The 25,822-nt window shown below is 52.3% G+C and carries 23 protein-coding genes; 14 read left to right on the plus strand and 9 right to left on the minus strand.

What is annotated here, in order from left to right:
- Window position 1 precedes the first annotated feature (1 nt).
- The 5 genes from yajC (at window position 2) to cysB (ending at window position 4,728) form a co-directional block, all read left to right on the plus strand.
- The gene (gene yajC, locus ACMAZB_RS07690) at window positions 2-337 is read left to right on the plus strand and encodes a preprotein translocase subunit YajC (RefSeq protein WP_435215855.1); all 336 of its coding nucleotides are present in this window, start codon (window positions 2-4) and stop codon (window positions 335-337) included.
- A gap of 69 nt (window positions 338-406) precedes the next feature.
- On the plus strand, window positions 407-1,366 hold the full coding sequence (locus tag ACMAZB_RS07695; RefSeq protein ID WP_435220038.1) for a D-cysteine desulfhydrase family protein: 960 nt from the start codon (window positions 407-409) through the stop codon (window positions 1,364-1,366).
- A 15-nt stretch (window positions 1,367-1,381) separates the two neighbouring features.
- On the plus strand, window positions 1,382-2,737 hold the full coding sequence (locus ACMAZB_RS07700; protein WP_435215859.1) for an alanine/glycine:cation symporter family protein: 1,356 nt from the start codon (window positions 1,382-1,384) through the stop codon (window positions 2,735-2,737).
- A gap of 1 nt (window position 2,738) precedes the next feature.
- On the plus strand, window positions 2,739-3,644 hold the full coding sequence (locus ACMAZB_RS07705; protein WP_435220039.1) for a 5'-nucleotidase: 906 nt from the start codon (window positions 2,739-2,741) through the stop codon (window positions 3,642-3,644).
- A 109-nt stretch (window positions 3,645-3,753) separates the two neighbouring features.
- Window positions 3,754-4,728 (plus strand): HTH-type transcriptional regulator CysB, encoded by a 975-nt coding sequence (gene cysB / locus ACMAZB_RS07710; RefSeq protein ID WP_435220040.1) that lies wholly within the window; start codon window positions 3,754-3,756, stop codon window positions 4,726-4,728.
- Here cysB and ACMAZB_RS07715 read toward each other — a convergent pair.
- A complete protein-coding gene (locus ACMAZB_RS07715; protein ID WP_435220041.1) occupies window positions 4,725-6,035 on the minus strand; it encodes an anthranilate synthase component I family protein in 1,311 nt (436 codons plus the stop codon). The genes cysB and ACMAZB_RS07715 overlap by 4 nt on opposite strands.
- Before the next feature lie 153 nt (window positions 6,036-6,188).
- Here ACMAZB_RS07715 and ACMAZB_RS07720 point away from each other — a divergent pair, with 153 nt between their 5' ends.
- The 6 genes from ACMAZB_RS07720 (at window position 6,189) to ACMAZB_RS07745 (ending at window position 15,256) form a co-directional block, all read left to right on the plus strand.
- Entirely contained in the window at window positions 6,189-7,931 is a 1,743-nt protein-coding gene (locus ACMAZB_RS07720; RefSeq protein ID WP_435220042.1) for an acyl-CoA carboxylase subunit beta, read from the plus strand.
- Between the two features lie 23 nt (window positions 7,932-7,954).
- Complete coding sequence (locus ACMAZB_RS07725; RefSeq protein WP_435220043.1) at window positions 7,955-10,759, plus strand: biotin/lipoyl-containing protein; 2,805 nt, start codon at window positions 7,955-7,957, stop codon at window positions 10,757-10,759.
- Window positions 10,760-10,773: 14 nt separating this feature from the next.
- A complete protein-coding gene (mce, locus tag ACMAZB_RS07730; protein WP_435215871.1) occupies window positions 10,774-11,199 on the plus strand; it encodes a methylmalonyl-CoA epimerase in 426 nt (141 codons plus the stop codon).
- Complete coding sequence (scpA, locus tag ACMAZB_RS07735; RefSeq protein ID WP_435220044.1) at window positions 11,196-13,352, plus strand: methylmalonyl-CoA mutase; 2,157 nt, start codon at window positions 11,196-11,198, stop codon at window positions 13,350-13,352. The genes mce and scpA overlap by 4 nt, the downstream gene beginning before the upstream one ends.
- Window positions 13,349-14,329: a methylmalonyl Co-A mutase-associated GTPase MeaB gene (gene meaB / locus ACMAZB_RS07740; protein WP_435215875.1), complete on the plus strand. Its 981-nt coding sequence runs from the start codon at window positions 13,349-13,351 to the stop codon at window positions 14,327-14,329. The genes scpA and meaB overlap by 4 nt, the downstream gene beginning before the upstream one ends.
- Window positions 14,330-14,467: 138 nt before the next feature.
- Window positions 14,468-15,256, plus strand: a complete 789-nt coding sequence (locus ACMAZB_RS07745) for an MBL fold metallo-hydrolase (RefSeq protein WP_435220045.1) — start codon at window positions 14,468-14,470, stop codon at window positions 15,254-15,256.
- A gap of 34 nt (window positions 15,257-15,290) precedes the next feature.
- Here ACMAZB_RS07745 and ACMAZB_RS07750 read toward each other — a convergent pair whose 3' ends face one another.
- On the minus strand, window positions 15,291-16,802 hold the full coding sequence (locus ACMAZB_RS07750; RefSeq protein ID WP_435220046.1) for a DHH family phosphoesterase: 1,512 nt from the start codon (window positions 16,800-16,802) through the stop codon (window positions 15,291-15,293).
- Window positions 16,803-17,162: 360 nt separating this feature from the next.
- Between ACMAZB_RS07750 and ACMAZB_RS07755 the strand changes: the two genes are divergently transcribed.
- Window positions 17,163-17,465 (plus strand): Rieske (2Fe-2S) protein, encoded by a 303-nt coding sequence (locus ACMAZB_RS07755; RefSeq protein ID WP_435215881.1) that lies wholly within the window; start codon window positions 17,163-17,165, stop codon window positions 17,463-17,465.
- 69 nt (window positions 17,466-17,534) lie between these two features.
- Here ACMAZB_RS07755 and ACMAZB_RS07760 read toward each other — a convergent pair whose 3' ends face one another.
- The 7 genes from ACMAZB_RS07760 to ACMAZB_RS07790 form a co-directional block, all read right to left on the minus strand.
- Window positions 17,535-17,981, minus strand: a complete 447-nt coding sequence (locus ACMAZB_RS07760; protein ID WP_435220047.1) for a hypothetical protein — start codon at window positions 17,979-17,981, stop codon at window positions 17,535-17,537.
- Window positions 17,982-18,081: 100 nt separating this feature from the next.
- Window positions 18,082-19,176: a cupin domain-containing protein gene (locus ACMAZB_RS07765; RefSeq protein WP_435220048.1), complete on the minus strand. Its 1,095-nt coding sequence runs from the start codon at window positions 19,174-19,176 to the stop codon at window positions 18,082-18,084.
- 15 nt (window positions 19,177-19,191) lie between these two features.
- Window positions 19,192-20,565 carry an adenylosuccinate lyase gene (gene purB / locus ACMAZB_RS07770; RefSeq protein WP_435220049.1) on the minus strand — a complete coding sequence of 458 codons (1,374 nt, stop codon included), beginning with the start codon at window positions 20,563-20,565 and terminating at the stop codon, window positions 19,192-19,194.
- A gap of 40 nt (window positions 20,566-20,605) precedes the next feature.
- Entirely contained in the window at window positions 20,606-21,244 is a 639-nt protein-coding gene (gene hflD / locus ACMAZB_RS07775; protein WP_435215889.1) for a high frequency lysogenization protein HflD, read from the minus strand.
- Window positions 21,241-22,332, minus strand: coding sequence for a tRNA 2-thiouridine(34) synthase MnmA (mnmA, locus tag ACMAZB_RS07780; RefSeq protein WP_435220050.1), 1,092 nt, complete (start codon window positions 22,330-22,332; stop codon window positions 21,241-21,243). Before mnmA ends, hflD begins: the two co-directional genes overlap by 4 nt.
- A 4-nt stretch (window positions 22,333-22,336) precedes the next feature.
- Window positions 22,337-22,789, minus strand: a complete 453-nt coding sequence (locus ACMAZB_RS07785) for an NUDIX domain-containing protein (protein ID WP_435220051.1) — start codon at window positions 22,787-22,789, stop codon at window positions 22,337-22,339.
- On the minus strand, window positions 22,786-23,346 hold the full coding sequence (locus ACMAZB_RS07790; RefSeq protein ID WP_435220066.1) for a pseudouridine synthase: 561 nt from the start codon (window positions 23,344-23,346) through the stop codon (window positions 22,786-22,788). Before ACMAZB_RS07790 ends, ACMAZB_RS07785 begins: the two co-directional genes overlap by 4 nt.
- A gap of 196 nt (window positions 23,347-23,542) precedes the next feature.
- On the opposite strand from ACMAZB_RS07790, the gene icd reads away from it, so the two are divergent.
- The gene (gene icd, locus ACMAZB_RS07795; protein ID WP_435215895.1) at window positions 23,543-24,796 is read left to right on the plus strand and encodes an NADP-dependent isocitrate dehydrogenase; all 1,254 of its coding nucleotides are present in this window, start codon (window positions 23,543-23,545) and stop codon (window positions 24,794-24,796) included.
- 669 nt (window positions 24,797-25,465) lie between these two features.
- A complete protein-coding gene (gene clpS / locus ACMAZB_RS07800; protein ID WP_435215897.1) occupies window positions 25,466-25,816 on the plus strand; it encodes an ATP-dependent Clp protease adapter ClpS in 351 nt (116 codons plus the stop codon).
- Window positions 25,817-25,822: the final 6 nt, after the last annotated feature.

Below are 25,822 nucleotides of genomic sequence, written 5' to 3' on the forward strand. Positions count from 1 at the left end.
CATGTTCATATCAAGCGCCTACGCCCAATCTGGCGGGCCGGCACCGGCCGGTGGTGAGATTATGCAGATAGGGTTTTTGGTCGTTTTATTTGCGTTGTTTTATTTTTTGGCCATTCGGCCACAACGTAAGCGACAAAAAGAACACACAGAGATGATCTCTGCCCTTAAAAAGGGCGACGAGGTGGCGATGTCTTCGGGCATGCTGGGTAAGGTTACGGCACTTGACGAAAACTATCTGACTCTCGGGGTGTCTGGTGGTTTAGAGCTAAAATTTCAGCGACTGCACGTCAATGCGATTTTGCCGAAAGGCACGCTCAAGTCTGTAGGCACCGAGTAAACTCTCATCGCATCGCTACATTACCCTGAGAGGTTGACGCTAGCGCAGCTGCCTACACCGCTAGAATTTTTGCCCCGAGCGAGTGCTGCTTGGGGTTGTGGCAAGCGCCTCTGGATAAAACGTGACGATCTCTCAGGTTCGACGCTAACGGGTAACAAGGTCCGCAAACTGGAATTTATTGCGGGGTTCGCGCAGGCCCAAAATTTGGACACGCTTATTACCTGTGGTGGCCTGCAGAGTAACCATGCTCGCGCGACTGCCAATGTGTGTGCGAAGTTGGGTTGGCACTGCGAGCTCGTTTTACGAGGTCGTCACCCCGTCAGCGAGGGCAATACCTTACTCGATCAGCTGTTTGGCGCAGAGGTCACCGCGGTGGACCCCCGCCAATATACCGAAGATCTAGAGGGCATCCTGCAACGCCGTGCGGAATATCATCGTAGTCAGGGAAGACGACCACTGATCATCCCAACCGGGGGCAGCAACGGCTTGGGAATTTGGGGATATGTCGCTGGGGCGGAAGAGCTGGTTGCCAATATGGACGCGGCAAACATCGACGAGGCGACTGTTGTCACCGCGACAGGGTCGGGGGGTACGCAAGCAGGCCTGACGTTAGGTATGGCACTGTTTAAGCCCGAGTGTCCCGTTTGGGGTTTCGCGGTTTGTGATGATGCTCAGTATTTCACCACGAAGGTCAATCAAGACATTGCGGAGGCGCAGGAGATATGGCCCGCGCTAGCTTGTGATAACCCCCAGATTAATACCAATGATGCTCATATTGGACCGGGGTACGGTCGAGCAACTGAACCTGTTTACGAGCGCATAGCAGCCCTCGCGAGCCTGGAAGGTATCGTTCTCGATCCTGTGTACACCGGCAAAGCTTTTCATGGTCTGTGTGAAGAGCTTGCTCGCGGGGCGTTTGCGAGTGCGAAAGATATAATATTTGTGCACACCGGAGGTATATACGGCATATTCCCGCATGGTGAGCAATTGGCTGCGGCGGTCAATCACAACACTTCGACGCTCAAATAACGAGAGGCATCTGCTTTGGAATCGATCATTACTCAAATCAATGCGGTGGCCTGGGGTCCCGGCATGCTGATTTTGTTACTGGGGACCGGGGTTTTTCTCACCTTGGGGCTGGGCTTTATGACGCTACGCCGCATTCCTACCGCATTCCGTTTGCTGTTTGGTGGAGGAGCGGGGCAAGGCAGCGGTGACATCGCACCTTTTCGCGCGCTAATGACGTCCCTCTCTGCAACGATAGGCACCGGTAACATTGCCGGTGTGGCCACAGCGATCGCGCTGGGCGGTCCGGGGGCTCTGTTTTGGATGTGGATAACCGCGCTTTTTGGCCTGGCCACCAAATTTGCTGAGGGCGTTTTAGCCGTCGAGTACCGGGAGCGTGATGCCTTGGGTGGGTACAGCGGTGGTCCCATGTATTACATTCGAAACGGTCTGGGGCCGCGTTATAAATTTCTGGCGACGGCTTTTGCGCTGTTTGGCGCTATGGCGGGTTTTGGGTTGGCCAACACGGTGCAATCTAACTCAGTAGCACAAGTCTTGGGGGATAACTTAGGAATACCCTGGCAGGCGACCGGTATCGTTTTAATGGTGGTTGTGGGCAGCGTGATTTTGGGGGGCATACAACGCATTGCTCTGATCGCAGGGGCGGTTGTTCCAAGCATGGCTATCGCGTACGTCTTAATGAGTATCATTGTGATAGCGATGCATATCGAACAAGTGCCTGCAGCTTTTGAAACGATTTTTAACTCGGCGTTTAATGGCGCATCAGCAGCAGGTGGATTCGCAGGTGCAACCGTTTGGGCGGCGATTCGCTTTGGTGTTGCCCGGGGTGTGTTTTCCAATGAGGCGGGGTTGGGTAGCGCGCCCATTGCCCACGCTGCAGCAAAGACCAATGAACCGGTGGAGCAGGGCATGATTGCGATGCTGGGAACTTTCATCGATACCTTGATCGTCTGTACCATGACAGGGTTGGTGATTGTGCTTACCGGGGTATTTGAAACCGGCGAGTCAGGGGCTTCTCTCACGGCAATGGCGTTCGCAGAGAGCTTCCCCGGAGGTGAGTGGGTTGTGACGTTGGGCGTCATTTTGTTCGCCACGACAACAATGATCGGATGGTCATTTTATGGTGAGCGCTGCGTTGTTTATTTAGTGGGCACCCGAGGCATCTTGCCTTTTCGTATTCTCTGGGTCGCCGCAATTCCAGTCGGTGCCGGCTTAAACCTTGGGATAGTCTGGCTCATTGCGGATACTTTAAATGCGTTCATGGCTATTCCGAATCTCGTTGGACTTCTGCTCTTGTCACCCGTAGTGTTTCGGCTGTCACGAGCGTATTTTTCCGGGGAAAGAAGAACCCCGGCATCAGCTAGCGGAGGTTAATTTGGCGTCTCCGGCTGTTCCTGCAAACTTGGTCATCGCGATTTCATCGCGAGCACTGTTCGATCTGGACACCGCGCATCAGGTTTTTGAGGAGCGGGGGCTGGCGGCTTATTCCCAATACCAAATCGACAACGAGCAAGTCCCACTCAACCCGGGCACTGCGTTTGGTGTCGTGCGTAAACTATTAGCGCTCAACGATAATCTTAGCGACGCTATGAGAGTGGAGGTCGTATTGTTGTCCCGCAACAGTGCCGACACGGGGTTGCGTGTATTTAACTCGATAGAGCATTACCAATTGCCTATTACGCGAGCGGTTTTCAGCGGAGGCGAGGCGCCTTGGCGCTATATCGTGCCGTTTGGTTGCCAGCTCTTTTTGTCGGCCGAACCCGATGACGTGCGGAAAGCGCTTGAAAATCAAGTAGCAGCTGCCACGCTGATTTCAGGTCAGGCTTCAGATAATGAAAACCGGCAGTTGCGGTTTGCCTTCGATGGGGACGCTGTCTTGTTCTCTGATGAGGCTGAGCAGGTCTACAAACGCGATGGGCTGGAGGCTTTTACTGCCAGCGAGCGGGCCGCGCGCCATGAGCCCTTGCAGGGTGGCCCCTTCAAACAATTTCTGGCCGCGCTGCAACAATTGCAGCAGGCTTTTCCCGTCGATGAAGCGCCCATTCGTACAGCCTTGGTGACCGCGCGCTCAGCGCCTGCCCATGAACGCGTCATTCGCACGCTTCGAGCTTGGGATATCCGTATCGATGAATCAATCTTTCTGGGGGGGCTTGATAAGACAGAGTTTTTGAAGGCCTACCAAGCGGACGTATTTTTTGACGATCAGCAAACGCATTGCGACCGAGCAGCGGGCCATATCACCACAGGCCACGTTCCACACGGCGTTGCGAACCCCCCGTAGCGAATTTTTGCATAAAATGCATAAAAAACTCCAATTTTATGTCTAAAACGCTGGCCCCGAGCCCCAACTGGCGGTACTTTTCAAGCGTGTCCGAGTTCGGGGTGATAATTTGAAACTGCAACAATTGCGCTACATCTGGGAGGTCGCTCATCACGACCTCAATGTATCTGCCACCGCACAGAGCCTGTTTACCTCTCAGCCGGGCATCAGCAAACAAATACGCTTGCTGGAAGATGAACTCGGCGTCGAAATTTTCGCGCGCAGTGGCAAACATCTGACGCACATCACGCCGGCGGGAGAGGTCATTCTCGAACTGGCGGGAGAAATGCTGAGGAAATCAGATGCGATTAAACGCGTAGCGCAGGAATTCTCAGACGAAACAAGCGGCACTCTGTCGATAGCAACCACGCACACCCAGGCGCGTTATGTATTGCCGCCCATCATCAAAGACTTCATGACCGGCTATCCCAATGTATCTTTACAGATGCAGCAGGGCACTCCACCCCAAATCGCGGAGATGGCCGCTGAAGGCAGCGTGGATTTTGCGATTGCGACCGAGGCACTGCAGCAATTTAGTAGTCTAGTGCTCCTGCCTTGTTATCGCTGGAATCGTTGTATTGTGGTGCCGAAAGGGCATCCGCTGACACAGGTGGAACACTTAACCCTCGAGGCAGTGGCAGAGCACCCGATAGTTACCTACACCTTTGGGTTTACAGGCCGATCAAAGCTTGATGATGCATTTAAAAGTCGAGGCCTAGTACCGCGGGTTGTTTTTACGGCAGTTGATTCAGATGTTATCAAGACCTACGTAAGACTTGGTTTGGGGATCGGTATCATTGCGGGTCTTGCCCATGATGAAGCTCTCGATAATGACCTGGTTAAACTCAACGTCGACCATCTTTTTGCCAGTAGTGTGACCAGCCTTGCTTTCCGCAAGGGCTCATTTTTGCGCGGCTACATGTACGACTTTATCTTAGCCCTAGCTCCGCACTTAACACGGGATATCGTGGTGGAAGCCCTCTCTAGGTCAACCCCTGTCGAACGAGAAGCGTTATACAGTCACATCGAACTGCCAACCTATTAAGAGTCCAGAGCGCGCATAAAGCTAGAGACCTTGTCCAAGGTCTCCGCGTACTCGTCTTCGGGTACTGAGTCCCACGTGATTCCACCACCGCCCCAGCAGTACAGCACACCATCAATAGCCTCTAGGGTTCTAATTGCGATACTTGATTCCAGCCACCCATCAGCGGTCATGGCAAAAACACTCCCGCAATAAACACCCCTAGGCTTGTCTTCGAGCGATTTTATAATCTCTACTGAACGCTTCTTGGGCGCACCAGTAATAGAGCCTCCTGGAGAGGCGGCGATTAATGCTGCCCCCGGCCGAACTTCTGTTTTAAGTCTGCCCTCGATTCGACTTACTAGATGGTGGACATTGTCGTAGCTGTATAGCTCGCAAAGTTCCGTGACCTCAACGGTGCCTGTTTGGCAGATTTTACCCAGATCATTACGGAGCAAATCTACGATCATTATGTTTTCCGCACGATCTTTAACGGAGCTCAACAGGGCGTTTGCGGAGGCCTTATCTTGGACAGGATCCGAGAAGCGGGGGCGGGTGCCTTTGATGGGCTGGGAGCGGATGTAGCCGGCATCGACGCTTAAAAATCGCTCGGGGGACTGTGAGATCACCGCGTGATCTGTTCCCAGCTTGAGAAAGGCAGCGTAATCCCCTGGGGCGACATCCCTTAATTTTTCGTAAATGCCATATTCTGATCCGCGATAGCGACACTGAAAACGCTGCGCGATGTTGGCCTGATAGCAATCACCTGCGGCAATTAGGGACCTTACTGCGCCCACCATCTCTTCGTATTTTTCGCGCGAGATATCTGGGGTAAACCTCTGTTCTATAACATATTTAAGGTTTACATCTTGAGCGTCGCTTTGAAGCCTTTTTGTTAGAACCGCGTCAATTTCTGCCGTGAGGCTTGGATCTTTGACAAGCCAGGCGCGCTGCTCGAAATGATCCTGCAGCACATACCAAGAGTATATTGCGGCAGAAGCTGGTTTTAAGGGCTCCCCGAATACCCCAAGCGCCCCTGTGGAGGCTGTTTCGAAATCAATAAAGCCAATGGCGATACGTGAGGTACCAGGAGGGCTTGCGTCGAGGTCTGCTTCGATAGCGCCCATCCAATCGGCGGCACTGCCGCCGAAATCAGCAACGTCAAAGTATCGATCTGGCAGTGCAGTGACGATGTCGTAGCGACCGCTGTCGGTGTCGCGTTTACGACTGTCGAGCATCGCAAAGCCATCTAAGTCGGCAAAACGACGACTCCAGACGGTTACATCATCCGAATAGGGTATTGGATGGCAATGTGTACTACGAATTTTCAAGGATTTTGATGACCCTTTCCCAACAAATTGACACAATACTGCTCTTAAACGTAAGTTACGAGCGCGCGCTTTCGGAGCGCCACACATCGGGTGCCCTGCGGGATCCCACTGTAGCTTAGCCGCGCCAACAAACCATCAGGATATAGAATTTCCATGACCGATAAAGGCAAGCGGGAGAACCCTACAGACGTTGGGATCATAGAGATACCCCACGCGACGCTAATCAATCCACTTCGGCGCAATGAGGCCATTAAAGCCGCCAGCATTGAACGCTACGAGCAAACTCTTGAGCGGGGCAAAGAGCTTCAAAGGCGGCCCTACGAGGCGGCTGGTCAACGCAGCATTCAGCGTCAGCATCTGAAGAATCGAATGACCGTGTGGGAGCGGGTCCAGTATTTGGCAGACTCTGCGCCACAAGTTCTCTATCAGAATTGGGGACCAAATCTCGACGGGGCCTCCCTAGTTACAGCGATCATCCAGATCGATGGTCGTGATGTTGCCATTTACGGGCACGATTTCACCGTGCGCGCGGGTTCGATGGATGCGACGAATGGCAAAAAATTGGCCCGGCTTTTTGAGTTGGCTGCCAAACGCGGTATCCCCTTAATTGGCCTCAACGACTCTGCAGGCGCATACATTCCTGCTGGGGTTGGGGGTCTCGATGGTTATGCCGATGCGTTTACGGCTTTGAGAAAGGTTAGTGGGGTCGTCCCCAGCATTATGTGTATGTTTGGTTTCAACGCCGGGGGAGGCAGCTATCTTCCGCGCCAGGGCAGTTTTCTTATTCAACCTAAGGATACGTTTTTTGGGTTGACCGGACCTGGGGTGGTTAAATCTGTGCTTGGTGAGGACATCACCCCCGAAGAGTTAGGCGGGCCAAATGTACACAGTCAAACGGGTGTCACCGATTTTGTTGTGGACGATGAGGTGTCGGCACTGCAAAAGGTACGGGAGATTTTAAAATACATTCCTGACTCAAGTGCTGCAGCGCCTCAATTCAAACCCACAACTGATCCAGCGGCGCGTTCTACCGTTGATATCGATATTCTTTTGCGCAAGGCATTTAACTCACCAACCGGCTTCAACACACCGGTCGACATTACAATTTTGATCCAACAGCTTTGTGATCACGGTGACTTCCTTGAGGTGCAGGCTGAACGCGCTCGAAATACGATTACCGCATTTGGACGGATGGCAGGAAACGTGGTCGGTTTTGTGGCCAATAACTCGGCGGTCGCCTCGGGGCAAATTGATATTGATGCCGCCTACAAAAACGCGCGATTCATCCGATTTTGCAACCTCTACAACATTCCCGTGATGTTTTTAGAGGACACGACGGGCTTTCTTCCCGGTCGTGAACAGGAGCATCGGGGTATTGTCCAAGCTGGGCGAGCAATGCTCGACGCGATTGTTGATTTGCGAACGCCACGATTTCTGGTTCTGGTTCGTAATGCCTTTGGTGGGGCTTACGCGTCCTACAACAACTATCCGACCGGGGCGGATTTTGTCGTGGCCTTGCCGACGACTCGCGTTGCCGTTATGGGACCTGCGGGTGTGGAGTATGTTTATAAAGATGAGCTGCGGAAAATTCGTGGTGAGGCCGCCGCTCGTATTGAGGCTGAGAAAACAGCACAGAGCCAACAGGGGCTCAGCGATGACGAAGCTCAGGCGGCTGCCCAAGATTTGGTCGATTCCTGGGCCCGTGCCGAAGAAGCTGAGCTAGCGTCACGCTACGAGCGCGAAATCATGAACCCTGAAGAGGCATTAAGCCTGGGCTCCGTGTCGCAGATCGTTATGCCCGCAGATCTAAGGCAGGTACTTACAGATCATTTGTCTTTTTGCCTACGGCATTACGAACCCTCGGCGCTGCAAGATGTGCAACGCGAATTCCATTGATAACGGTCACAGGAAGCTTAAGCGTGTCTAACGAACACTATCTCAGCAACCCATTGGTTCACCAAGATCGGCAATTGGGGAACAGTGATTCCGAGTGGATTCAGCGTTTCGATTGCAGCGGGATGCGTCCGCTGATTATTTGCCGAGGTCCAATTCGGAAGGAGGCCATTGACGTTTTTTCTGAAATGGGCATTCACCATTTCGGAATATTGCTGTCAGAAAAAGATTCGATTGTGTATCCGAGAGCCCTTGCTCCTGAGCTCAGAGTGCTCACGGACTCCAGTCGTATTCACCGTGTCCCGGATTACACCGGCGCCAGCAAAGAGGAACGTCTTCAGCGCATCGCTGATATTATTGCAATTGCAAAGAGCGGTGACTACAACGCCGTGTTCGCGGGCTACGGCTTCATGGCAGAAGACGAAACAATGGTCGCGGCAATGGAAGATGCTGGGCTCAACTTTATCGGCCCCTGTTCAAGAACCGTTCATGACGCCGGCTTAAAAGACGAGGCCAAAAGAACGGCGCTGAAGGCTGGTGTCTCAGTAACGCCCGGCATTGACAATGGCACGGCGCTCACGCTGTTGAAAAAGTATCCCGACAAAGGAGCTCTGCAAGCGTTAGCGGGAGCTGAGGGCCTGAACGTTCCTGCGTCAGCCTTTGATACTGAGGCACTAGAGACGCTTGCCGATATCATTCTTAGCGCGGGCTATAAAAAGGGCGTTGACCTTTATACCGTTGAAGAGCTCTCAGAAACACTCACTGATGCGGTGCGTAAAATCAATGCGCAATACCCCAAGAATCGAGTGCGTCTCAAGGCGATAGGCGGAGGTGGTGGCAAAGGTCAAAGAATCGTTGCCCTAGGTGAGGCAGAACGAACCCCAGAGCTGGTTCGGGAGATTCTCGCCGAAGTGAAAACTACCGGGGTCGGTGACAATAAAAACGTTTTGGTAGAGCTCAATATTGAGACCACACGGCATCAGGAAATTCAGGTCATCGGAAATGGCGATTGGTGCATCACTTTGGGCGGCAGAGACTGTTCACTACAAATGCACGAGCAAAAATTGTTGGAGGTGTCAGTCACCCGTGAGAGCCTAATTCAAGCTGCGGAGGCCGCTGAGCGTGCTCACCAAACGGAGGCGACAGCAGTCTTGAGACAGGATCTTGAAACCCTCGATACGATGGAGGCTGAGGCGGCGCTCTTTGGCTCAGCGGTTGGTCTAGACTCGGTTTCAACGTTTGAGTGTATCGTGGATCGGGATCGGCATTTTTTCATGGAGATGAATACCCGCATTCAAGTTGAACACCGGGTCAGTGAACTCTGCTATGCCATGCGATTTGAGAACCCAGAGGATCCCAACGATGCCTTCGTGGTCAATTCGCTGGTTGAGGCCATGGTCTTACTTGCTGCTCACGGCCCTCGACTACCTAAACCAATCCGGGTCGCCCGATATGCTGACAGCGTAGAAGCACGACTCAACGCAACAAACGATGCACTCCAACCCAGTGCAGGCGGTCAAATTCAACATTGGTCAGACGCTATTGATGGCGAGATTCGTGATGATCAGGGAATCAGCCTGCACAATCCCGACACCGACGTGTTCATGGATTACACCCTAGCAGGGGCGTACGACTCCAACATTGCTCTGCTGTTAACGGTTGGGGAGAACCGAAACTCTTGCTACCAAAATATGGCTGAGGTCCTACGCCAGACAACGATGCGAGGGCCTGATCTCAACACCAACCTTAGTTTTCATTATGGTTTGGTCAACTGGTTTCTGGGGAATGAAATTAACGCTCGTCCCACCACGAAATTTATCGTGCCTTACCTTACGGCGGTTGGGGAATTGGCAAAGGAAGCGCAGCGCGTTGATATCGAAGCAGCATGGACGTTGTTATGCAGGCAACGAATCGGCGAAGCCTCACAAGAGCATCAGGCGGCTTTGCAAGACGTCTTGCAAAGCAAACAGTCACTATTGTTGCGCCCAATCAAGCTGCTTTTAGATTCGCCGCACTTGTTGTCTGGCTGGCTCAGCGTCAACGGGGGCGCTTTTCAGCGCGACGGTGATCATATTAGCTGGGCGGAAAATCCAATCGATCTCCTATCGGATACCTATCATTTTTTAAAAATGGACTGGTCGGTGGGGGCCGCCGCGGCCCATGTCATTTGGGATCATGACCATAAAACCTTGTCTGAAGCTGAGGATTTTTATCGCGATTTGGGTCAACAGCTGGGGATAGAGAATTGGCACGATTTAACCACGCTGCTCAACGCCTCGGAATGTGAAGGAAAGAGTACCGACGAATGGTCAGCGATTGTCGCTGCGCATCGTGGTTTCCAGGCGGGTATGGAAATATTGGAGCTGCTCCCCGCTATGGCGCGGTTTACCGGGTTTTATGAGCTGGGTGTAAATACAGACCTTAGCATCGCCATTCCGGATCGCCTGTTGGATGAAACACATCAAGCCAAAATGGCGAAGGTGCTCGCGCCCCCGCCAGTCGCAAAATCCAATGAAATTGTTGCGGTCAGTGGCGGCATGTTTTACGGCCGCGAAGCTCCTGATGCGCCGCTTTATGTGCAAGCTGGGGATCATTTTGAAGCCGGCGAGCCTGTCTACATTGTCGAAGTCATGAAAATGTTCAACAAAGTTTACGCGCCCTTTGCAGGGGTTGTTGATGAGGTTCTGATCGAGGGCGACGGCGTCATTATTAGCAAAGGTCAGCCTTTGTTTAAGGTAACACCTGATGAAAAAGTTGAGATCGAGCCCGAACATGTTGTAGCAGAGCGTCGCAAGAAACACACCCGCGAGCTCATGAAAATGTTTCTTTAAATTGGAGTGCCGCTTTGATTACCAGTCTTGACCATATCGCAATTGCTGTTCCCGACCTCAATGCCGCGATCGAGCGCTTTATGGGGGATTTCGGCCTCAGCTTTGACGGTACTGATGACGTTTTAGCGGCACAAACTAAGACGGCGTTTTTTAGCTTACCGCCTACTCATATTGAGCTGGTACACCCATTAGATGGCGCGGGGCCGATAGCTAAGTACCTAGAAAAACGCGGTGGCGGTATACACCACCTTTGCTTTAGATCCGATGATATTGACGCCGACGTAGCGCGCCTCAAAGACAAGGGGTACCAGTTTCTTAGCGATGAACCATCTCCGGGAGCACACGGTGCAAGGGTTATCTTTATTCACCCAAAGAGCTGTGACGGTGTTCTTATTGAACTCAGCCAGCCTGGTAGTGATCCAGCAGGGGACGAAGCATGAGTAAAATTTACGATCCCGAAAAGGCGAATCTCGAGACTTGGTCGCAGCTTGTTGCGAAACAGAGCAAGGGGCTGGGTCCAGACGACTTTACCTGGCAAACCCCCGAGGGAATTCCACTAAAAACCCTGTATACCGCAGCAGACCTAAAAGACCTGCCGCTTACCGACACCTTGCCGGGCATCTCCCCTTATATTCGTGGTCCGATGGCAACCATGTATGCAGGGCGACGATGGACGATCAGGCAATACGCGGGGTTTTCTACGGCAGAGGAATCCAATGCGTTTTACCGTCGCGCCCTAGCGGGTGGGGGCCAAGGTGTGTCAGTCGCTTTTGATTTGGCAACTCACCGTGGCTATGACTCTGACCATCCTCGTGTAACGGGGGATGTGGGTAAGGCGGGCGTGGTCGTCGATTCTGTCGAGGATATGAAGATCCTTTTTGATGGCATACCTTTGGATCAAGTCTCGGTATCTATGACCATGAACGGCGCTGTGTTGCCCGTACTGGCAGGGTACATAGTGGCTGCCGAAGAGCAGGGAGTTCCTCAAGACCAGCTCTCGGGAACTATCCAAAATGACATACTCAAAGAGTTTATGGTTCGAAATACCTACATCTATCCACCCGCGCCAAGCATGCGAATCATTGGCGACATCATTGCTCACTGTTCAAGCAGCATGCCCCGATTCAACACCATTTCCATTTCCGGCTACCACATGCAGGAAGCAGGGGCGAATGCAGCACTTGAGATGGCCTACACCTTGGCAGATGGCAAAGAATATATTCGAACCGCGCTAGCTGCCGGGCTCAACATTGACGACTTTGCTCCGCGCTTGTCGTTTTTCTGGGGCGTAGGCATGGACTTCTATATGGAGATCGCCAAGATGCGGGCTGCTCGTCTGTTGTGGGCCGAGATTGTCGCGGAGTTTGAACCCCAAAATCCCAAGAGCTCAATGTTGCGAACCCACAGCCAGACGTCGGGCTGGTCGCTGACTGAGCAAGACCCTTATAACAACATTGTTAGAACGACCGTTGAGGCCATGGCGGCGGTTTTTGGCGGCACCCAGTCACTGCACACCAACGCGCTCGACGAGGCTATTGCGCTGCCCTCTGAGTTCGCAGCCCGCATTGCGCGCAACACGCAGCTTATACTGCAGGAGGAGACCGGAATAGGGCAGGTTGTCGACCCCTGGGGAGGCTCCTACATGATGGAAGCGCTCACTGCAGAGATGGCGGACAAGGGTCGAGAGCTGATCGCAGAAATCGACGACTTAGGCGGCATGGCGAAAGCCATAGAAAGCGGCGTGCCCAAGCTGCGCATTGAAGAGGCCGCGGCAAGCAAGCAGGCCCGGATTGATCGTGGTGAGGACGTCATTGTTGGCGTGAACAAGTATCAAAATGACGCCAAGGACGAAATTGATGTCCTAGAAATTGATGATGGGCAGGTACGTGATGCTCAGCTGAGTCGTCTTGCCGCGATAAAAGCGTCTCGAGATGACGCGGCGGTAATGGCATCCCTCGAGGCCTTGACCGAGGCGGCCAAGTCGGGGGAAGGTAACCTGCTAGAGCTTACAATCGAGGCAACACGCCGGCGTGCCACGGTGGGTGAAATTTCAGATGCACTAGAAACGGTATACGGGCGTTTCGTGGCGCAAGCGCAAACAGTTTCAGGTGTTTATGGGGCAGCGTACGCTGATGACAGCGACTGGAGAGCCATTATCTCAGACATCGACAGCTTCATTGAGCAGCACGGACGCCGACCTAGAATGTTAGTCGCAAAAATGGGACAAGACGGCCATGATCGCGGCGCTAAAGTCATAGCCACGGCGTTTGCGGATGTCGGTTTTGATGTCGATTTGTCTCCTATGTTTGCAACTCCGGAAGAAGTTGCTCGACAAGCCATAGAAAATGATGTGCATGCAGTGGGGGCATCAAGTCTTGCTGCAGGTCATAAAACACTGGTGCCTCAGCTGATCGAAGCCTTGCGCGCACAAGGAGCGGAAGACATTGTTGTCATTGCGGGCGGTGTCATACCCCAGCAAGATTACGCTTTTCTCAGGGAACAGGGGGTTGAGCTCATTTTTGGCCCTGGTACGCCAATACCAGAGGCCGCCAGAGCTGTTTTGGACGCTGTTAACGCGCAAAAACCCAGATGACATCAAAGCCAAGAGGCATTGATGTCGCTGGGATCCTTGCGGGACAGCGCCGAGCTCTAGCAAAGGCCATAACGCTGGTTGAAAGTCAGCGCGAGGACGATCGCGAATCGAGCCAGCGCTTACTGAATTCACTGCTACCTCAAACTGGCAATAGCATTCGAATCGGTATCACCGGAGTACCGGGGGTGGGTAAATCTACCTTCATCGAAGCCTTTGGCCTTCACCTGGTGCGTCAGGGACATCGTGTTGCGGTGTTAGCCGTAGACCCAAGTTCACCTCTCGCCGGCGGATCAATACTGGGGGATAAAACTCGGATGGAAGCCTTGTCCCGCGAGGACAATGCCTACATCAGGCCCTCGCCTGCCGGCAGCGCTTTAGGGGGAGTAGCACTAAAAACACGAGAGTCGATGTTGCTTTGCGAGGCCGCTGGTTATGACGTCATCATTGTGGAGACCGTTGGTGTCGGCCAGTCGGAGCACCAAGTAGCTGGTATGGTCGATTTTTTTCTATTGTTGATGCTTCCGGGTGGTGGTGATGAATTACAGGGCATCAAAAAAGGCATCCTCGAACTCGCAGATACGATCGTCATTAACAAAGCCGACGGCGATAGTGCTGCGACTGCTCGGATGACGCGCCAGCATTATGCGAGCGCCATGTCATTACTCAAACACCCCACCAGCTGGCAACCAAAAGTTTTGAGCTGCTCCGCCCTCAACAATGAAGGTGTAGATGACATTTGGACGCTCATTAACGAGTTTCGTACGCAGGCTGAGCCGTATCAAGGCATCGAGAAAAAACGCTCACATCAAAACTTGGCATGGATGCAGCAACTGGTCGATGAACTGCTAAGAATGGGGTTAAGCCGTCATTCTGGTGTACGGGCAGCGCTGCCGGACCTTGAGCAACAGGTGCAGAATTCTGTGATTACACCCCTGGCTGCGGCCATGGAGGTCATGCGCATCAGTCAGCTCTCATGAGCGTTCAGCGCGCTGTGCGAACGGCAGCCGCAAAATTACCCCGTGGGGGATTGGCCCCCGGAGTAATCATGGGAATGCCGCCTATCAGCCTGCTCTGTTTAGCCGCAGGTCAAACTGCTTGCATAAGGATGTCAAAAATTGAGACTGCTTAACGGTTTAAAACTTTTACCTCTTGTGATGCTCGCCGGACTCTGCCTCGGGTGTTCAGAGGACAAAGCCGTAGTCGTCGAGGACTCGAAAGACCGCCGAATTGTACGGTTCGACGTGGCCTCCGCAAACGTCTACGTCGTGGAAGAGAATGGTCACCGCCTCATGATCGACGCGGGGAATCCCGGGGATGAAATGCGCTATGAGGCCCTCATGCGGGAATCGGGTATCGATCCCGCAACCATTGACTTTGCGATCTTGACCCACGGACACATTGACCATGCAGGCACAGCAGCTTTTTTCCAAGAGCGCTATGGAATTCAAATCATTGGTGGAGGCGGTGATACACCCATGATCGAAGCTGCGGGGGATGTTGACCTATGCCCCACCTCAATAACTGCCAAGCTGCTGCACATGACGCTCAAGGGCAAGCAGTATCCGGCCTTTCAATTGGATCGAGAGATTAGTGCAACCGGGGGCACCGTTGATCTTGCCGAATTTGGTATGACTGGAACAGTCATACCGCACTCAGGCCATACGCCCGGGTCAATGGTTATCACCATCGGTTCCCATGCCTTTGTGGGTGATTTAATACGGGGGGGTGTTTTACGACCTGAGGTGCCGGCCACGCACTTTTTTATGTGTGACCTGGAAGAAAATCAACGCAGAATTGCCGAGATTATGGCGCTGGAGGGAATTCGGCATTGGCATCCTGGGCATTTTGGACCGTTTCCGACTGCCGCCGTTGGTCAATATCTTACCCGGCAGTTGGACGAATGAACGAAAGGCCCGATGTGCTGGCGTCCCGTACTGATCAGCAGGCTTCGTAAAGTCGGTCAAAAATGTCGCCTTTGACAAGGTAGACATCGTTGGGGTCGCTCTCCTTCATAACTAAATAGTCACCGGGTTGGCCTGCGAAGTAACCGGCGTCGTGCCATTTGGTGAACACTTTTGTGGGCTTCTCTGTAGGCGTTGCCAGAACACAGACACGTGAGTTGGCAATGCAGCCCATGGCCCGCTCAAGAATCTCAAAATTTTGCTCCGACGCGTTTAAATAAACCCGAGGTATGTATTCTGCGATAAGGGTTATAGGGGCGTCTGTGGTGTCATAGCTAGCGTCGAATACAGCCCGTTCAATAGGGTAAACCTCACCCTGAATTCCGATCATGATGTACACGTCGTCTGAGGCGAGGATATTCACATCGCCCTCGAGAGTGCGCACTCGAATCTCACTACCCAATTCTGCAAGGGCTAGCGTTGGCACATAACCTAGCGTGACAGGTCTCTTCTGATATCTGGACATAGCCTCAGTATCCAGATTGTGGCTGCGGCTGTTGATAATATCGAAACCCGTAAAATACTGGTGCACGCGCTTAAGCAAAAAGGCCTCAGCACTAAGGGTGGGCTCTTTAAGGCGCAGGGCTGATTCCGCTATAAATCCTCCAGCCTTACTGACATGGCCCCCACCTGACCCAACATCAGCAGCGATAAAGGCCGCCATTTCATTGGCCATGACATCCTGAATACAGCTGCGTACCGAGAATTTAATGCCTTGGTTAATCGTATTAAAGACGACGCAACTTGATACGGCGTCAACTTGAATCGCCAGGTCACTAATAAAACCCAGAATGTTCGGGTCACAAGGTTTGACGGCGGTCACTGAATAGTTAAATGCGGCATTGTGGCTTGTGCGTAACAGCGCGAGCCCTGCGGTCTCCATATCCGCTAACGTAATGTTAGCGCTCTTCATTCGATTAATGAGTGAGAGATCTGGCGCTAGTGAATCAAGCATGTCCTTATCAGAAGGATGCCCAATTTCAGACAGGTTGTTGGTGTCTGTGAGCAAGCCATAATACAAGGCGGTCTCGACATTTGCGGGAATCGCATAACTTTTATCCTCGCTTAGAAGCGTCCACACCAGGGTCGCGCAACATCCCAGCTTCGGGTGGATTTCAGAGCGAGGGATATCAAATATCTCTTGGCGGTGATGGTCAATGATGACCACGTTGTCCGGTGTGCCCCGCAGGGGACTGACATTGCCAGCACCAAACTGACAGTCCACTGTAATCAGCAACCCCTCGTTATGCTCGTGAGCAACCTGTTGGAGGGGAATATCTAGTGCATTTATCATTAAGAGCAAATTCGGCTTATCAATCGTATTGGGACCGCTATAAACCAAGGTGACTGACTTCCCCTTTGATAAAAAATAGTCGTACAGCGCAAAACCAGAAGCTATCGCATCGGCATCTGGCGTATCGTGGCATTGAATGACGATAGGAGAGTCGTTGAGCAGAGTGGGGAGTTTTAGTTTTATTGACTCTTTCATGCAGTTTGCCCGTCGCACCTCACTAGAGGTTTGCTCACTAAGATGGAACACCACTATGGTCGGTGCTGCTTTGGTTTTCTTGATCATGGTAAAGCACAGAGCGGATCAGGACTCGTTTTATCCTCGGTAATTTCAGCAACAGCACTCAGGTCGCGAATTTTAAGCGGCGCTTAGGTTCAGTCTTCCCCTAGGAAAATCGACTCGGTCCGATAAGAATTCCCTCGCTGGCACTGTATCCTTGCGGCGCTTGTTGATGCGGCTGCGCTGCCCGAGATCCGGGCGGGTTCGAGCATTGATCATTGCGTTTTTTAAACCCGATTGCCTCTACCCTAGAACGAACATCCGGCGTACCCTTCGCCCATGGCATTTTTACGTTTAGACCGGCTCATCAATCTGCACGACGGATACCGCAAGACACTGAGAGTTGATCACCTTGAGGTGCTCATGGTTCAAGAACGCGGTGAAGTTTTTGTGGTGCAAAGCCGCTGTCCCCACCGCGAATTCCCGCTGGAAAAAGGGTCTGTCAAGGAAGGGGTTATCACTTGCCCCTGGCACAACATGGCATTCGATCTTGGAACCGGCGCTCATTTGGGCGGTGGGTGCGATCGTTTGAAGGTTTATGAACCGGTCTTTCAGGGCAATTTAGTCGGAATCATCGTCTAAAGAGAAGCGCTTTAAGGGCTTCGGCTTGCCAAGGATTTCTAATGGGCTGTGTGCGCCCCCGCGTAAACCCTAGTAATGGTTTTTCAACTCTGAACTCTGTTCGCTCGCATGCCAAAGACGATCAAACACATCAACCCAGCGAGTAACGCTATGGGGATGATCGAGTACTTTTTGCTCTCGCTGTCCTTGCAGTAGAAGCAACACCTGTCGTTGATCTCCGATCACGATGGTTTGATGGTGCCACTCAGGATGGCTCGATAAAACACGCAGTGAAACCGCAGAGGTTAGGCGCCGCGTCAATGCTACAAGCCGATGTCGCTCAAGCTTACTGGGATTGTCGTTGGCAATAAGCAGTCTAATCCGCGGATTCCTGCCTTTGCGAGCCAGCTCCACTACGGCCGAAACGACCTCGTCCTTGTCGAACAGCGCGGGCTCGAGAGCAGGGCTAGCGATATCGATTGATCGGCATGCTGACGTCATTATGCTTGATAGGTTCTCAGAGCTTTCAGCTAACACGTTCGGCAACTCCTGCGCGATGGCCTTATCTTGCGCGCTCCGTGCAGAACCTTTCTGGTGTATTGGGTTTGCCACATTAGCCTCGCGAATTTTTAAACCTTCAACTTGCTTCCACAAGCACGCCACTCATGGCTAAAAAACTCAAAAATTCTGAGTCTACTGACTGGATTTCAGCTGGGGTTATTCGGTCTCCACTACAAATTCGCTCAAGAATGGGCTGTGCAGAGCTAGGGACAGACAGCATCTCTCCATTCGCATAAACGCAACACTGCCCCTCGATAGCATGCCAGGCAACCCGTGCGCCTGTGTGTAGGCACAGTGCTTTTGCGTCCTCGCGCGGGGGAGGTGCGCATTCGCCGTGCTCGGTGACAATCTCACCCAGCCATGAGCCGTCATCTAAGGCGCTCAGGGTGTTTTCTATCGCTTCCCTAGCGTTGTTCCAGTGTGCGTGAGTGATTTCTCCAGGCGCAGGTGTCTCGACCACTGACGCGCGATCCTCTAACAGCAGGTCGGGGTCTATTCGTTCTAGGGCTTTGTCGGTCCAACGGGCAAGCAGTGTCGCAATGGCTGGAGCCCGAAACCCGAGAGAATAGGTCATGCAGGGTGTTTCAGCGATTCCCCAATGCGCCAGACCTGGAGGAACATAGAGCACATCCCCGGCCTCAAGAACATACTCTTGAGACGTATCAAAGTTCTGCAACAAATTGAGGTCTTCATGATTAATTCGAGGGGTGGTTTCATCACACCAATCCCCAAGCCGCCATTTCCTGCGTCCAGTACCCTGAACTAAAAAAACATCGTACCGATCAAAATGCGGTCCAACGCCGCCATTGGAAACAGCGTAACTGACCATGACATCGTCAAAACGCCACTGGGGTAAGAAACGCAAACATTCTTTCAGTGCCGCAACCTCGGGCACCCACTGATCCACACCATTGACGAGTAGCGTCCAATCATCGGAGCGTTGAAAATCAGTGGTGTTCAACGGGCCTCGCTTTAACGCCCAGCCAGATTTTGATTTGCCGATCATGCGGCTATCGGCGTCGTCTTCTAAAGCTAAGCCAGCCAGCTCCTCTGGAGTGAGCGGCGACTGCCAGCTGGGAAGTGCCGCTTTCATGAGTAAAGGCCTGCGTTGCCAGTAGTATTCTAGAAACGCTTTTTCATCGAATTGAAAGGTCAGTAGTGGCTCAGACACGCTCAATTCACTCCGTCAAGAATTTCGAATATTTTGCGCCTGCCACGCTGCGTTACCCGTGTAGCTAGCAGGTGTCATGGCCCGCAAAGATGCCTTAGCCTCAGAGGGCAAATCGAGGGAGTCGATAAAAGTTGCCAAGACGGCAGGGGTTATCGCTTGTCCCCGGGTAAGGGCCTTTAGTTTTTCATAGGGCTCTGCAATACCGTAGCGGCGCATGACCGTTTGAATCGGCTCAGCGAGAACCTCCCAGCTGTCATTCAGGTCTTCTTCAATTCGTGCGGTATTCACTTGAAGCTTGCCAATACCCTTTAAACAGCTTTGATAGGCTAGGAGCTCATAAGCGCACCCGACGCCCATATTACGTAGCACCGTGCTGTCTGTAAGGTCTCGTTGCCAGCGACTAATAGGGAGCTTTTGAGATAGATGAGAAAGCAAGGCATTAGCGAGCCCTAAATTGCCCTCAGAATTTTCAAAATCGATTGGGTTTACCTTATGGGGCATGGTGGATGACCCGACTTCACCAGCGACAGTGCGCTGTTTAAAATATCCCAGGGCAATGTAACTCCAGATATCTCGGTTGAAATCGATCAAGATGGTGTTGAAACGCATCATGGTGTCGAAAATCTCAGCCATGTAATCGTGAGGCTCGATCTGAGTGGTGTAAGGATTCCAAAGCAAACCCAGTGCTTCAACAAAGTGCTGAGCAAGGCTCGGCCAGTCGATGTCGGGATAGGTGGCTATGTGGGCGTTGTAGTTACCCACTGCACCATTGATCTTGCCCAAAGGAGTCACTTCCTCTAATTGCTGAAGTTGCCGCTGTAGCCGTGCAACAACATTGGCCAGCTCCTTTCCCAACGTTGTCGGGCTAGCGGTCTGACCGTGGGTGCGCGACAACATAGGTTGTTCAGCCTGTTGCTCGGCAAGATCGGAGAGTGCACTAATAATTTCTCGCATAGGGGCGAGCAGAACCGCCAGGCCATCCCGAAGCATCAGGCCGTGGGCCAAGTTATTGATGTCTTCTGAGGTGCAGGCAAAATGAATAAACTCGCTAATCGCGGCCAACTCAGGTTCGCCTGCTACAGCCTCCTTGAGAAAGTATTCGACGGCTTTGACGTCATGGTTGGTTGTGGCCTCGATTTCTTTGATCAATGCCGCTTCGTCAGGACCAAAGCTGTTCAAAAGGTTATCGAGAAATTGTGAGGCGGTTGCGCTCAGAGGTGGCACCTCGGGGATAGCTTCGTTAGCGGCTAAACACTGTAACCAACGCACTTCAACGTGTACGCGCCTAGCAATAAGCCCATATTCGCTAAAGATGCTACGCAGAGGCATCAACTTATTGCCGTATCGCCCATCAATGGGCGAAATCGCTGTAAGTGCATCCAGTTCCATTATATCGCTACCTATTCATCAGTCTTAATGTTTGTGGTCTCTAGCGGATACCCGCCTCTCGGCACAACTCCAGCGCCATTGCTCGCACACGCCCGCGTTGAAACGTTAATTTCCATCGGCGCCCGCCCAATTGACGCCATAGAAAGGCAGACCTTACTCCGGCGAGGAGTAGGGCGCGAATCACTTCTGCATTGCCCTCGTTTTGCAGGTGTTGTGCACTGCCTGAGATCTTTATTCGAAATGACAGAGTGCTTAAGGTATCAGAGTAGACGGCTGCAACACTGTGACAGATTTCTTTGGCTTGAGAGCTGAAGTGCGCGGCCTTATAGCTCGAGTGTTGTAGACGGTTGTGAACAACCTCCTGCAAGTCAGGGCGGGAGGAAAACTTCGCCTCTAGATGCAGGATCGACAAAAAGTACCGCATCATGGTGCTTACGGTTTCGTCATTGTCGGGAGCAAGTCCGGCCGCCAAATTTTGCAACCCCAATTTGACGCCCTGAATATTCCCAAAAACGCCTTCAACCTCATCGACATCAAAGCTAAAAAGCGAATGTAACGACGCCTCTAAATATTCGACGGGATAGGTTCCTGTACGTGATAGCTGGTCTACAATTCTGGCGGCTTGGGCAACACCTGCAAGTGCAAGGGTCTGCTCTCTAAATTGATGGGCTGCAGTCATAGCGCGTTCTCGATAATACCGCCACCGAGACACGCGTCTCCATCATAGAAAACGACCGATTGCCCTGGGGTGATGGCGCGTTGCGGTCGATCAAACTCCACGAGGAAACCGCCGTCGTCTTTGGTAACGACGCAGTCCTGATCGGGTTGCCTATATCGAACCTTAGCAGAGCAATGCAGCGGGAAAACAGGCGCTTCACCGGAAATCCAGAAAAGGTTCTCTGCATGCAGAGTACGCTTAAATAATTTGGGGTGGTCATTTCCTTGAGCAATGACTAAAACATTGCGATCGAGGTTTTTGCCAACAACGTACCAGGGTGAATGATTGCGATCGGCCAGACCACCAATACCCAAGCCTTGCCGTTGTCCAATAGTGTGGTACATCAAGCCTTGATGTTCACCGAGCACAAGCCCATCCACATCCTCGATCACGCCAGGCTGCGCAGGTAAATACTGTTGTAGAAAGTCTTTAAAACGCCTTTCACCGATAAAGCAGATGCCTGTTGAATCTTTTTTACGAGCCGTAGTGAGCCCCGCCTGCTCGGCAATTTTTCGAACTTCAGGTTTGGCAAGTCCTCCAACAGGAAACAAGCTGCGCGACAATTCTCTGTGTCCTACTTGATGCAAAAAGTAGCTTTGATCTTTGTCATTATCTAACCCCTTGAGCAATGCGGTTCGCTCCTTAGTGTCATCACGTTGCACGTAATGTCCGGTCGCAATAAAGTCGGCTCCCAGCTCCGTGGCGTAATCGAGGAAGGCACGAAATTTTATCTCTCGATTACAGAGGATGTCGGGATTAGGTGTCCGCCCGTTTTGGTATTCCGTTAGAAAATGCTCAAAGACGCCATCCCAGTATTCTGCAGCAAAGTTCGCGCTGTGTAATTTAATCCCCAACGATGCCGCGACCGCTTCAGCGTCAGCGAGATCTTCTTTTGCCGTGCAATACTCGGTGCCGTCATCTTCCTCCCAGTTTTTCATGAACAGCCCCTCAACGTGATACCCCTGATCACGGAGTAACAAGGCTGCCACTGAAGAGTCTACCCCGCCGGACATGCCAACAATGACGGTGTTTGCGCTGGTATTGTTCATAACATCAGGGTTCTGTAATGAGTGAAAGTGGTGCACAGTGACCGTCTCGGTGTTGATACAGCACTTCAAGCACAAGGTGACTTCTGTGGATTGAGACAAGGCTCTGAATTTTATCAAAGCCCATCCAGTGAGCAGCAATGATACCGTTATCAAGGTCCCGATCGCTATGCTCAAACACCGCACGACAAAGAAAAGTGTGCCGCAAATAGGTAGTGCCGTTCTTGGCTCTCAACAGCGCCACGCCAAGAAATCCGGTGACTTCGACCTCCCACCGAGTCTCTTCGAGCACCTCACGGCGCACCGCTTCCAGTAGCGATTCCCCCGGCTCTAAATGTCCCGCGGGTTGATTCAGCACAGGGCTTTGCGCGTCCGCAGGCTGTTCTTCAACCATTAGATATTCGCCGTCCTTCACCACAACGGCGGCAACGGTTACGTTAGGGCGCCATCGCTCGTTCACAGCTTACGACCTGTAGATTGGGTTAAGTATTGTCCGGGCTCCAAATCACCGAGCCGCCAGTCTCCAATACTGATGCGCACTAGCCGCAAGGTGGGCAAGCCGACCGCTGCAGTCATTCTTCGGACTTGCCGATTGCGGCCCTCCTGAATGGAGATCTCTAACCAGGCGTCAGGAATGTGCGCTCGAAAGCGGACAGGGGGTGACCTGTCCCAAAGCCTCGGGGGTGCAATGCTTTTTACTCTTGCGGGCTTTGTCCGTCCATCCTTTAGATTTAGGCCTGCTGCCAATTGCCCTAGGGCCTCGGTTGTGGGGGTGCCCTCTACTTGCACCCAGTAGGTTTTCCAGTATTTGAATTTTGGATTGGCAATTTGTTGCTGAAGCCTGCCATCGTTAGTGAGCAGGGCCAATCCCTCGGAATCGTAATCAAGTCGTCCAGCCACACGAAAGCCCGGGGCAGATAGAATATTAGCAAGTGTCTGCCTTGGTGGATCGCCATCCCGATCTGTGAATTGGCTCAAGACCCGGAAAGGTTTATTTAGCAGGATAATGTCGGGCAATCCCAGATCCTCTTGATTAATGGTAGACTTCGACACTGGGGGAGAGGGCCTCGCGCCGTTATCCAATAGCGTTCCAATGACGCCACATTATGCTTGTTGCCCCTGATGAGGGGGCTCTGACGCATCTTGTCGCATGGCATTGGAACGGAATCCATCAAAGCACCTGAAATAAACTGAAAAATAGGATTCTCGCAATATGTCATACAAGCACATCAAGGTTCCGGAAACCGGCGACGTCATCACAGTCAACGAGGACAACAGCCTGTCGGTACCCGATAAGCCTATCATCCCTTACATCGAAGGTGATGGCATTGGCGTCGATATTACGCCGGTCATGATTGATGTCGTCAACGCCGCAGTGGAAAAGGCCTATGGAGGGCAAAAGGCCATATCGTGGATGGAAATTTACACGGGAGAAAAGGCCGCCGAGCTGTACGAGGGCGATTGGTTCCCTGAAGAGACCCTGGAAGCGATTAAAACCTATGCAGTGGCGATTAAGGGTCCATTAACAACACCAGTGGGTGGCGGTTTCCGCTCCCTTAATGTTGCGTTACGCCAAGAGCTTGACCTGTACACCTGTCTTCGTCCTGTACGCTGGTTTGAAGGAGTGCCATCGCCAGTACGGCGACCCGAAGACTGCAACATGGTGATTTTTCGTGAGAATTCCGAAGATATTTATGCGGGTATTGAATACCAAGCCGGGACTGCTGAAGCCCAGAAAGTTGTCGATTTCATCATCAATGAAATGGGGGCAACAAAAATTCGTTTCCCTGAGGACGTGGGTATCGGTATTAAGCCCGTATCGTCTGCTGGCACCAAACGCCTAGTTCGCAAGGCCATTCAGTACGCCATCGATCAAAACCTGCCTTCAGTGACGCTGGTCCACAAAGGCAACATCATGAAATTTACCGAAGGTGCCTTTAGAGATTGGGGTTATGAACTCGCTCAGGAAGAGTTTGGCGGTCAGTTAGTGGACGGTGGACCCTGGGTCGAAATCAAAAATCCCAACAGCGGCGACCCGATTATTATCAAAGATGTCATCGCTGATGCCATGCTTCAGCAAGTCTTAACCCGACCAAAGGAGTATAGCGTGGTCGCCACACTGAACCTTAATGGCGACTATCTTTCAGATGCGTTAGCGGCTCAGGTCGGCGGAATTGGCATTGCTCCTGGTGCGAACCTATCCGACACAGTGGCACTGTTTGAAGCCACCCACGGCACCGCACCGAAGTATGCTGGTCAAGACAAGGTGAACCCTGGGTCCTTAATCTTGTCAGCAGAAATGATGATGCGACACCTTGGTTGGAATGAGGCCGCAGATTTGATCGTTGACGGCATGAACGGAGCTATTCAAAACAAAACTGTGACCTATGATTTCGAACGGTTGATGGACGGCGCTACGCTGGTCTCATGCTCCGACTTCGGAAAAGCTATTATAAAGTCAATGTAAACCTTTGATTTTACTATCTAAAAGTCCGCTATTGCGGGCTTTTTTTTGAGCATTTTTTGTGGTTTGCGGATTACCGAGTCTACGCAATACCCCGGCGAATAGTGCCTGAGGTGCCGGGCAAAACCCGTGTGGTGACTGCGATAGCTAACCGAGGTAAATCTAGGCGCGGGGCGGGTCTTACGGCTATTGATTCAATTCCGTTTGAGCATCGGCGAACAAGAATAGAGCTGTGTGTGAAAACAATGGACGTGGCAGCTGCCGCGACAGCCGCCCAAATTAGGCTTTCTGCCGTGTAAACCGTAAAGCGTCAAAGGTCGTAAGAAATACAAGGAATATTTGTCGGCCTCAGGGCGCTTAGATCATGCCTAGCGGCCACTCAACGTAGCAGTACCCAAAGGCTATGATGGGCGCGTAGCGCAAGACAGAGCAGCGCACAGACACAGCGACGGGAAAGGCTATGAGAGGAGTGGCTCGGGTGATGATTAGTGCTCGAGATTTCAAATACGATAGGACTGAAACAGCGGGCACACTTGACTTGGTTGGTGTGGCGCTGGCTGTTGCCTCGAATCGAATTTGTCTTGCCTTTGGCGACAAATTTTAGGTTGTCCACACGGTTGATGTGGCTAATTTTTAACTGTCCTGACATATACTCTAGGAATGATGACGCAAATGAATCACTGGTTAATGGGCCCGCCGGATAATCCTGATCGAGACGATGAAGGCGGTCTCGCAGTAGCGCCCGCTAAACCCAAACTTAAGCGCCCATCTTTGTTCCAAGTGGTGTTGCTTAACGATGATTACACTCCTATGGAGTTTGTTGTGGAAATCCTCGAGTCCTACTTTAACTTGGGGCGGGAGCAGGCCACTCAAATCATGCTAATGGTGCATACCAAGGGCAAAGGCGTTTGCGGTGTCTACCCCCGTGACATCGCCGAAACGAAGGCGACACAGGTGAATACTTATGCCAGAGACAGCGGACATCCGTTACTGTGTGAAGTGGAACCTACTGATGACGAGTGAAGCGAG

Source organism: Luminiphilus sp. nBUS_07 (genome assembly GCF_051201685.1).
GTDB lineage: Bacteria > Pseudomonadota > Gammaproteobacteria > Pseudomonadales > Halieaceae > Luminiphilus.

Bases quoted from the DNA above. Each gene is read 5' to 3' on its own strand.
- icd (WP_435215895.1), top strand. From the start codon at position 23,543: ATGTCATACAAGCACATCAAGGTTCCGGAAACCGGCGACGTCATCACA.
- purB (WP_435220049.1), bottom strand. From the start codon at position 20,565: ATGGAACTGGATGCACTTACAGCGATTTCGCCCATTGATGGGCGATAC.
- ACMAZB_RS07750 (WP_435220046.1), bottom strand. From the start codon at position 16,802: ATGAAAGAGTCAATAAAACTAAAACTCCCCACTCTGCTCAACGACTCT.
- scpA (WP_435220044.1), top strand. From the start codon at position 11,196: ATGAGTAAAATTTACGATCCCGAAAAGGCGAATCTCGAGACTTGGTCG.
- hflD (WP_435215889.1), bottom strand. From the start codon at position 21,244: ATGACTGCAGCCCATCAATTTAGAGAGCAGACCCTTGCACTTGCAGGT.
- ACMAZB_RS07755 (WP_435215881.1), top strand. From the start codon at position 17,163: ATGGCATTTTTACGTTTAGACCGGCTCATCAATCTGCACGACGGATAC.
- clpS (WP_435215897.1), top strand. From the start codon at position 25,466: ATGAATCACTGGTTAATGGGCCCGCCGGATAATCCTGATCGAGACGAT.
- ACMAZB_RS07720 (WP_435220042.1), top strand. From the start codon at position 6,189: ATGACCGATAAAGGCAAGCGGGAGAACCCTACAGACGTTGGGATCATA.
- meaB (WP_435215875.1), top strand. From the start codon at position 13,349: ATGACATCAAAGCCAAGAGGCATTGATGTCGCTGGGATCCTTGCGGGA.
- yajC (WP_435215855.1), top strand. From the start codon at position 2: ATGTTCATATCAAGCGCCTACGCCCAATCTGGCGGGCCGGCACCGGCC.
- mnmA (WP_435220050.1), bottom strand. From the start codon at position 22,332: ATGAACAATACCAGCGCAAACACCGTCATTGTTGGCATGTCCGGCGGG.